General features: G+C 63.7%; 6 protein-coding genes. 5 read left to right on the plus strand and 1 reads right to left on the minus strand.

Annotated features, from left to right (window positions below):
* Positions 1 to 26: 26 nt before the first annotated feature.
* Positions 27 to 1,415 (minus strand): hydrolase, encoded by a 1,389-nt coding sequence (locus GWE18_RS39975; RefSeq protein ID WP_275191020.1) that lies wholly within the window; start codon positions 1,413 to 1,415, stop codon positions 27 to 29.
* Between the two features lie 149 nt (positions 1,416 to 1,564).
* Here GWE18_RS39975 and GWE18_RS39980 point away from each other — a divergent pair, with 149 nt between their 5' ends.
* The 5 genes from GWE18_RS39980 to GWE18_RS40000 form a co-directional block, all read left to right on the plus strand.
* Positions 1,565 to 3,256: an MFS transporter gene (locus GWE18_RS39980; RefSeq protein ID WP_275191021.1), complete on the plus strand. Its 1,692-nt coding sequence runs from the start codon at positions 1,565 to 1,567 to the stop codon at positions 3,254 to 3,256.
* Between the two features lie 330 nt (positions 3,257 to 3,586).
* Positions 3,587 to 4,708 (plus strand): TRAP transporter substrate-binding protein, encoded by a 1,122-nt coding sequence (locus GWE18_RS39985; RefSeq protein ID WP_275191022.1) that lies wholly within the window; start codon positions 3,587 to 3,589, stop codon positions 4,706 to 4,708.
* 121 nt (positions 4,709 to 4,829) lie between these two features.
* On the plus strand, positions 4,830 to 5,432 hold the full coding sequence (locus tag GWE18_RS39990) for a TRAP transporter small permease subunit (protein WP_275191023.1): 603 nt from the start codon (positions 4,830 to 4,832) through the stop codon (positions 5,430 to 5,432).
* A complete protein-coding gene (locus GWE18_RS39995; RefSeq protein ID WP_275191024.1) occupies positions 5,429 to 6,778 on the plus strand; it encodes a TRAP transporter large permease subunit in 1,350 nt (449 codons plus the stop codon). The genes GWE18_RS39990 and GWE18_RS39995 overlap by 4 nt, the downstream gene beginning before the upstream one ends.
* A gap of 31 nt (positions 6,779 to 6,809) precedes the next feature.
* A partial coding sequence (locus GWE18_RS40000) for an amidase (RefSeq protein ID WP_275191025.1) occupies positions 6,810 to 7,525 on the plus strand: 716 nt, incomplete at its 3' end.

The following is a 7,525-nucleotide window of genomic DNA, read 5'->3' on the forward strand; positions in this document are numbered from 1 at the left end:
CGCAAAGGCGCATCCGTCGGAAACAGCTAATAAGTCAGTTCGGCAACCGCAATCCGGTTTTCCGAGGCCGGCCAGGCCCGCGCTACGATTCGCTCTGTATTGAACATGGCTACTACGGGCCGACCAACCTCCTCCGCGGCAAGCCGCAAGGTCGTAGTTGAATCGGTCGGCACGCCGGATTTTACGTCCTTCGGCTCCTTGCCGTCGATCAGCACCACGTCCCGCGGCAAGCCGAAATAGCCCCTCGGACGTGACATCAGGACCACGGCGCCCGCGCCGGCGTCGGCCGGCCCGAGCGGGCGCGCGGCGCGCAGATGCACCACGTCGGAGGAGCGCGGAAACGGCGAGCGATAGAGATGCGTCGTGGGCGAGCCGGCCGATGTCAGCACGATTTCGAGATACCAGGTTGGCTCGACCTGCACCGGCCCCCAACGGCCGCCGGCGCCGGTTTGCGAAGAATGGATCGGGCTGCCGATCCGCTCGCCGGTCTCCGGAGAGACGCGGTAGATTTCGACCCTCGCGCCCGATACCGGGCGGTTGGTGACCACGCCGCCCGGCGTATCAGTCACAAGTCCGCTCAGTCTGACTTCCGCTTCCGGCACGATCTCGATGCGCGACGGCTCTCTTCCTGCGATGAATCTGTAGATCTCGCGAAATGCGCGCGGATGAAATGCGACCTCGCGATGATCGAGTGCGCCGAGCACGAGATTGGTCGCGCCCTTCAGCGCAGGGCTATCCGACGTCACGCCGGTCGGCGTGCCCGGCTTGCCGACGAAGCGCCCGTCGGCTTGTGCGTATTTGTCGATACCGTCGCTGCGCAAGGTAAGGAAAGCCGTACCCGGCGTTACCTCGTTCTCGCCTTCGTTCAAGCTGCGCAGGAACGGGCCGCGGCCGTTGAATTCGCCCCCAAGCCCTTCGTCCCATTCATAGATGCCGTGGTTGGGAACGCCGCACAGCACGGCGCGGCTGATGTCGGCGCCGCCGCCATTCTTGATGTAGTTGCGGATCGAGTAGCCGCCGCGCGAATTACCGACGAGGGCAATGCGCGACGCACCGGTGCGGCGCTGCAATTCCTTGACGGCCTCGCCGAGTTCGCGGCGCTGGTCTTCGGTCGAGGAACGGTTCGATTGTTCCACCTTGTCGTCGGCGCGCGCCAGGGGATTGGTGAAATTGATGGCCAGCATTCGCTCGTGCGGTACGCCGTTCGATTCCATACGCCATAATGTCGTGATCCAGAGCGCCGCGTGGTCGCCATTGCCATGAACGAACAGGATCGGTGGAACCCCCGCCGGCCCGGGTGCAGCAGACGGCATCTGCGCCCGTGCCTGCAAACCAAAGCGCGGAAAACCGAATGCGCCAGCCAGCAAAGGCAAGGCTCCGGCGCTCTTCAGGATCAACCGCCGCGACAGCCTCATTTCGAAACCTCCCGTTGCTTTTCAATACCTTGGCTGTGCGATAGCACCGTCAAACCCGGCGCGACGACTGGACAGGTCAGGGCTTTCGCAGGCATCACTTTAAGTACGAATGGAATCAAGCCGGTGACAGAAGTCCAACGGAATAGATCATGACCGACCAGCCGAAACGCTCGCGTCTCGCGACTGACGGCATCGCAGCGCCGTTGCGGCATGCCGTGTTCCGGCGCATCTGGTTCGCCAGTCTTGTGTCCAATCTGGGGATATTGATCCAGGGCGTCGGCGCGGCCTGGGCGATGACGCAGATGACATCTTCCGCCGACAAGGTCGCGCTGGTGCAGACCGCGCTGATGCTGCCGATCATGCTGATCTCGATGCCGGCCGGCGCCATTGCCGACATGCACGACCGGCGCGTCGTCGCGCTGGTCTCGCTCGGTATTGCGCTGGTCGGCGCGAGCGTTTTGACGGTGCTGGCATGGCTCGGCCTCGTCACGCCGAATATCCTGCTGGCGCTGTGCTTCGTGGTCGGCAGCGGCATGGCGCTGTTCGGGCCGGCCTGGCAAGCCTCGGTCAGCGAACAGGTGCCGGCGGAAACGCTGCCGGCGGCGGTCGCGCTCAACGGCATCAGCTACAACATCGCGCGCAGCTTCGGGCCGGCGGTCGGCGGCATCGTGGTCGCGACCGCGGGCGCAGTGGCGGCATTTGCCGTCAACGCGGTGCTGTACCTGCCGCTGATGGTGGTGCTGTTTCTGTGGAAGCGCACCAGCGAGCCGTCGCGCCTGCCGCGCGAACGTCTCAACCGCGCCATGGTCTCCGGCGTGCGCTACATCGCCAACTCGCCGTCGATCCGCATCGTGCTGATCAGAACATTGGTCACCGGCGTGATCGGCGGCTCGATCTCGGCGCTGATGCCGCTGGTTGCCCGCGATCTCCTGCACGGCGGCGCGCAAACCTACGGCATCATGCTCGGGGCCTTCGGCATGGGCGCGGTGTTCGGCGCGCTCAATATCGGCGAGGTGCGCCGGCGCATGAGCGGCGAGGCCGCGGTGCGCGCCTGTGCGATATCGATGGCCGGGGCGATCGCAGCCGTCGCCCTGAGCACCAACGCCATCCTGACGGCGATCGCCCTGGTGCTCGCCGGCGCGGTGTGGATGCTGGCGGTGGCCCTGTTCAATATCGGCGTGCAGCTTTCGGCGCCGCGCTGGGTCGCGGGCCGTTCGCTGGCGGCGTTCCAGGCATCAATTGCCGGCGGCATTGCGATCGGAAGCTGGGGCTGGGGACATCTGACCGATCTCGCCGGCGTGGAGATCGCGCTTTTGGTTTCGGCCGGCCTGATGCTGATATCGCCGCTGCTCGGCATCTGGCTGCGGATGCCGCCGATCGGTGCGCGCAACGAGGATGCTACCGAGGTTCTTGCCGATCCCGAAGTACGGCTGTCGCTGACCGGACGCAGCGGGCCGCTGGTGGTCGAGATAGAGTACCGCGTCGCGCAGGACAACGCCCGCGCCTTCCACAACGTGATGCAGGAAGTGCAGCTCAGCCGCCAGCGCAACGGCGCCTATGGCTGGTCGATCGCGCGCGACATCGCCGACCCCGAATTGTGGACCGAGCGCTACCACTGCCCTACCTGGCTTGATTATCTGCGCCAGCGCAGCCGCGCGACGCAGTCCGAGCGCGCCTTGCACCAGCGCGCGATCGACTTTCATCTCGGGCCCGATCCGATACGCGTACGCCGCATGCTGGAGCGGCCGTTCGGCTCGGTACGCTGGAAGGAAGACACCCCCGACCGCGCCGCCAACGAGGTCTTGCCAGTGGTCGCAACGGCGGCCGGCAGCAGCACGTGAGCTGATGCGCTAAGAGCATGACGTGACGCGGCTATTGGGCGCAGAATGGCGCGGGAATAAACCGGCCAATCTGGTTTAACCCGCCGCCGATTTCGCGCCACCAATATTCCTGCGACTAAAGTGCAAGACTTGGGTGCGCCTTCGCTCCACCGGGCGGAAGGGAAGGTCCTTTTTCGCGCCTGCGAACACCGACGCTGCCTTACCGCATGCGCGATTCACCATGAGCGAACGCACTTCCCACTTGCCAAAGTGCCGCGCAAGCCTTTGACTTGGTGTCAAGACAAAACAAGCCCGCGCTGCAGCGGGCGATCTTTCAACCGGGAGGAACTCATGAGCAAGCGTAGCGATACAAAAACAACGCGCCGCCGTTTCCTGACGGCAGCCGCCGCCGGCGGCGCGGTGATTGCGATGCCGCAGGTCAGCCGGGCGCAGACAGCGACCCTGAAGATGCAGGGCTCGTGGGGCAAAGCCGACGTCTTCAACGAGATGGCCGAAGACTATGTGAAGCGCGTCAACGAGATGGCCGGGGGTCGGCTGCGCATTGACTATCTGGTCGGCGGCTCGGTCGTGCATCCGTTCCAGGTGTTCGACGGCGTGCATGGCGGCCAGATCGACGCTGCTCACACGGTGACGGTCTACTGGTACGGCAAGCACAAGGCAGCTTCGCTGTTCGGCACGGGTCCGGTGTTCGGCTTCAACGCCAATGAAGGCCTTGGCTGGATCCACAACGGTGGCGGCCGCGAGCTGTTCGAAGAGCTCCAGACCCAGATCATGAAGGTCAACATCAAAAGCTTTTTCGCCATGCCGATGCCGACCCAGCCGCTCGGCTGGTTCAAGAAGCCCATCACCAGCGAGGCTGATCTCAAAGGCCTGAAGTATCGCACAGTGGGCCTTGCCGCCGATCTGTTCCAGGCGATGGGGGCATCCGTCGCGCAGCTTCCCGGCGGCGAGATCGTGCCGGCCATGGAGCGCGGCGTGATCGATGGGTTCGAGTTCAACAATCCGACCTCAGACCGGCGCTTTGGCGCGCAGGACGTCGCCAAGAACTACATGATGGGCAGCCACCATCAGGCGACGGAATATTTCGAGATCATGTTCAACAAGACCAAGTTCAACGCCCTGCCCGCGGAGCACAAGGCCATTCTGCAGTATGCAGCGGAAGCCGTTTCATCGGCCAACGAATGGAAGGCCATGGACTATTACTCCAAGGACCTGCAGGAACTGATCACCAAGGACAAGGTCAACGTCGTACGGACGCCGAAATCGGTGTTCGAAGCGCAGATCAAGGCATGGGACGGCCTGATCGCCCAACTCGGTTCGGATCCGTTCATGAAGAAGGTGATGGACTCGCAGAAGGCATGGGTGCGCCGCGTGGTTTACTACAACACGTACAACACGACGGACTACCGTGGCGCCTTCGAGCACCACTTCCCCGGCGTGCTCAAGCTCTGACGGCTTTCGCCGCTTAACGCTGACGCAGTATGAACGAAGGGCGGCGCAGGCAAGGCGCCGCCCGGTCAAGAAAAATGGTGGGGGACATCCGCATGTGCGACTCGCGGCGAGTTAAGTTCGCATGAAAAAATTTCTCTTCTTCATTGATGAGCTCAGCACATGGGTCGGAAAGGCGTTCGCCTGGCTGATTCTCGTCCTGACGCTGGGTGTCAGCTACGAGGTGTTCATGCGCTACGTGCTGCGTGCGCCGACCACCTGGGCTTTCGACATCAGCTACATCACCTACGGCGCGATGTTCCTGATGGCCGGCGCTTATACGCTCTCGCGCAACGGTCATGTGCGCGCCGACGTGGTCTACCGCCTCTGGTCGCCGCGCACTCAGGCGACGATGGACCTCGTTCTCTACATTTTGTTCTTCCTGCCGGCGATCGCGGCGCTGATGTATTCCGGCTGGAATTATGCCGATATGTCGGTGCGCTTCCGCGAAGTCAGCATCTTCAGTCCGGCCGGCGTGCCGGTGTTTCCGCTGAAAGCGCTGATCCCGGCCACTGGTGTCCTTCTACTTCTGCAAGGAGTGGCTGAAATCATCCGCTGCGTGCTGTGCATCCGCACCGGCCAATGGCCGCAGCGCCTGCACGACGTGGAGGAGACCGAAAGCCTCATTATTCGCGAACATCAGCAGCATGCGGCCGAGCAGCAGAGCGAGAAGGGAGCAGGCGCATGACCGATCCCCAACTCGGCATGCTGATGCTGGGCCTGTTCATCTTCATCATCATGCTCGGCTTCCCGATTGCCTTCACGCTGATGGCGATGGGCGTCTCGTTCGGCTACTATGCCTATTACACGGCGGGCCAGGACTTCTTCGAGAATCGTATTTTCACGCTTCTGGTGCAGAAGACGTTCGAGGTCACGTCCAGCGACGTGTTGGTCGCGGTCCCGCTGTTCCTGTTCATGGGCTATCTGGTCGAGCGCGCAAACATTCTCGACCGCCTTTTTTACTCGCTGCAGTTGTCGATGAAGAACGTGCCGGGCGCGCTGGCGGTGGCCACGCTGATCACCTGCGCGATGTTCGCGACCGCCACCGGCATCGTCGGCGCCGTTGTCACGCTGATGGGCCTGCTGGCCTTGCCGGCGATGTTGCGCGCCGGTTACGACACCAAGCTGTCGGCAGGCGTGGTCTGCGCCGGCGGTTGCCTCGGCATCCTGATTCCGCCGAGCATCCTGCTGATCGTCTATGCGGCGACCGCCGGCGTTTCGGCGGTCAAGCTTTATGCGGCCGCGTTCTTTCCGGGGTTCATGCTGGCCTTGCTCTACATCCTCTATGCAATGGCTCGAGCGATCATCAATCCCGCGCTCGCGCCGAAGCTGCCGCCCGAGCAAACCAACGTGCCGATCTCCACGGTGATCTGGGCGCTCGCCACGTCATTCCTGCCGCTCGCGCTCCTCATCGTCTCTGTGCTCGGCGCCATCCTGTTCGGCTTGGCGACGCCGTCGGAGGCAGCGGCGGTGGGTGCCCTCATGAGCATCGTCCTGGCGGCCGCCTATCGTTCGCTCAACTACACGATGATGCGGGAATCGGTGTATCTGACCGTGCGCGCCACCGCGATGGTCTGCTACCTCTTCATCGGCTCATGGACGTTTTCCGCGGTGTTTGCCGTCCTTGGCGGACAGACGGTGGTCGAGCAGTTCTTCACCTCGTTGAATCTGTCCCCGATGCAGTTCCTGCTGCTGACCCAGGCCATCATCTTCCTGCTCGGCTGGCCGCTGGAATGGACCGAGATTATCATCATCTTCGTGCCCATCTTCCTACCGCTGCTTCCCCAGTACGGCATTGATCCGATCTTCTTCGGCATCCTGGTTGCGCTGAACACGCAGACGGCGTTCAACACGCCGCCGGTGGCGATGGCCGCCTTCTATCTGAAGGGCGTGGCGCCGCCGCAGGTGAAGCTCACCGACATCTTCTCCGGCGCGCTTCCCTTCGTTGGCCTGGTCTTCTTCACCATGGCACTGGTCTATATCTTCCCGGGAATTGCGCTGTGGTTGCCCGGCTACCTCTATGGATCGCGGTGAGCGGGTTGGGCAAGACGCTGAAAGGGTGCGCATGAGCCTCAATGCGCTCGGCCTCACGGAAGCCGCTGCCGGCATCCGCGACGGCCGGCTCAGTTCGGTGGAGCTCGTCGGCGACTGCCTCAAGCGCATCGATGAGGTCGATCGCGATATCGACGCGTGGGCGTTTCTCGATCGCGACCACGCGATGCTGCAGGCCGAAATTGCCGACGATCGCCGCAAGCAGGGCAAAGCTATCGGCCCGCTGCATGGCGTGCCCGTCGGCATCAAGGATATCTTCGACACCGGCGACATGCCGACGGAATTCGGTTCAAAACTGTGGGCCGGACGCACGCCGCGCCGAGATGCGGCGGCTGTGGCGCGACTGCGGGCGGCAGGAGCCGTGATCCTCGGCAAGACGGTGACGACCGAGTACGCCTACTTCAATCCGGGCAAGACCCGAAATCCGCACAACCCGGATCACACGCCGGGCGGCTCGTCTTCCGGCTCCGCTGCTGCCGTTGCGGCGCTGATGGTGCCGGGCGCCATCGGCTCGCAGACCAACGGCTCGGTGATCCGCCCAGCCGCCTTCTGCGGCGTGGTCGGCTTCAAGCCGACACACGGCCTGATTCCGCGGAGCGGCGCACTGCTCTTGTCGCGGGCGCTCGATCATGTCGGCGTCTTTGCGCGCTCGGTCGGCGATGCGGCACTGCTTGCCGAGGTGCTCGCCGGCTTCGACGAAGAGGATCCCGATACGCAGCCCCTCGCCCC

It is taken from the genome of Bradyrhizobium sp. CSA112, assembly GCF_029051645.1.
Taxonomy (GTDB): domain Bacteria; phylum Pseudomonadota; class Alphaproteobacteria; order Rhizobiales; family Xanthobacteraceae; genus Bradyrhizobium.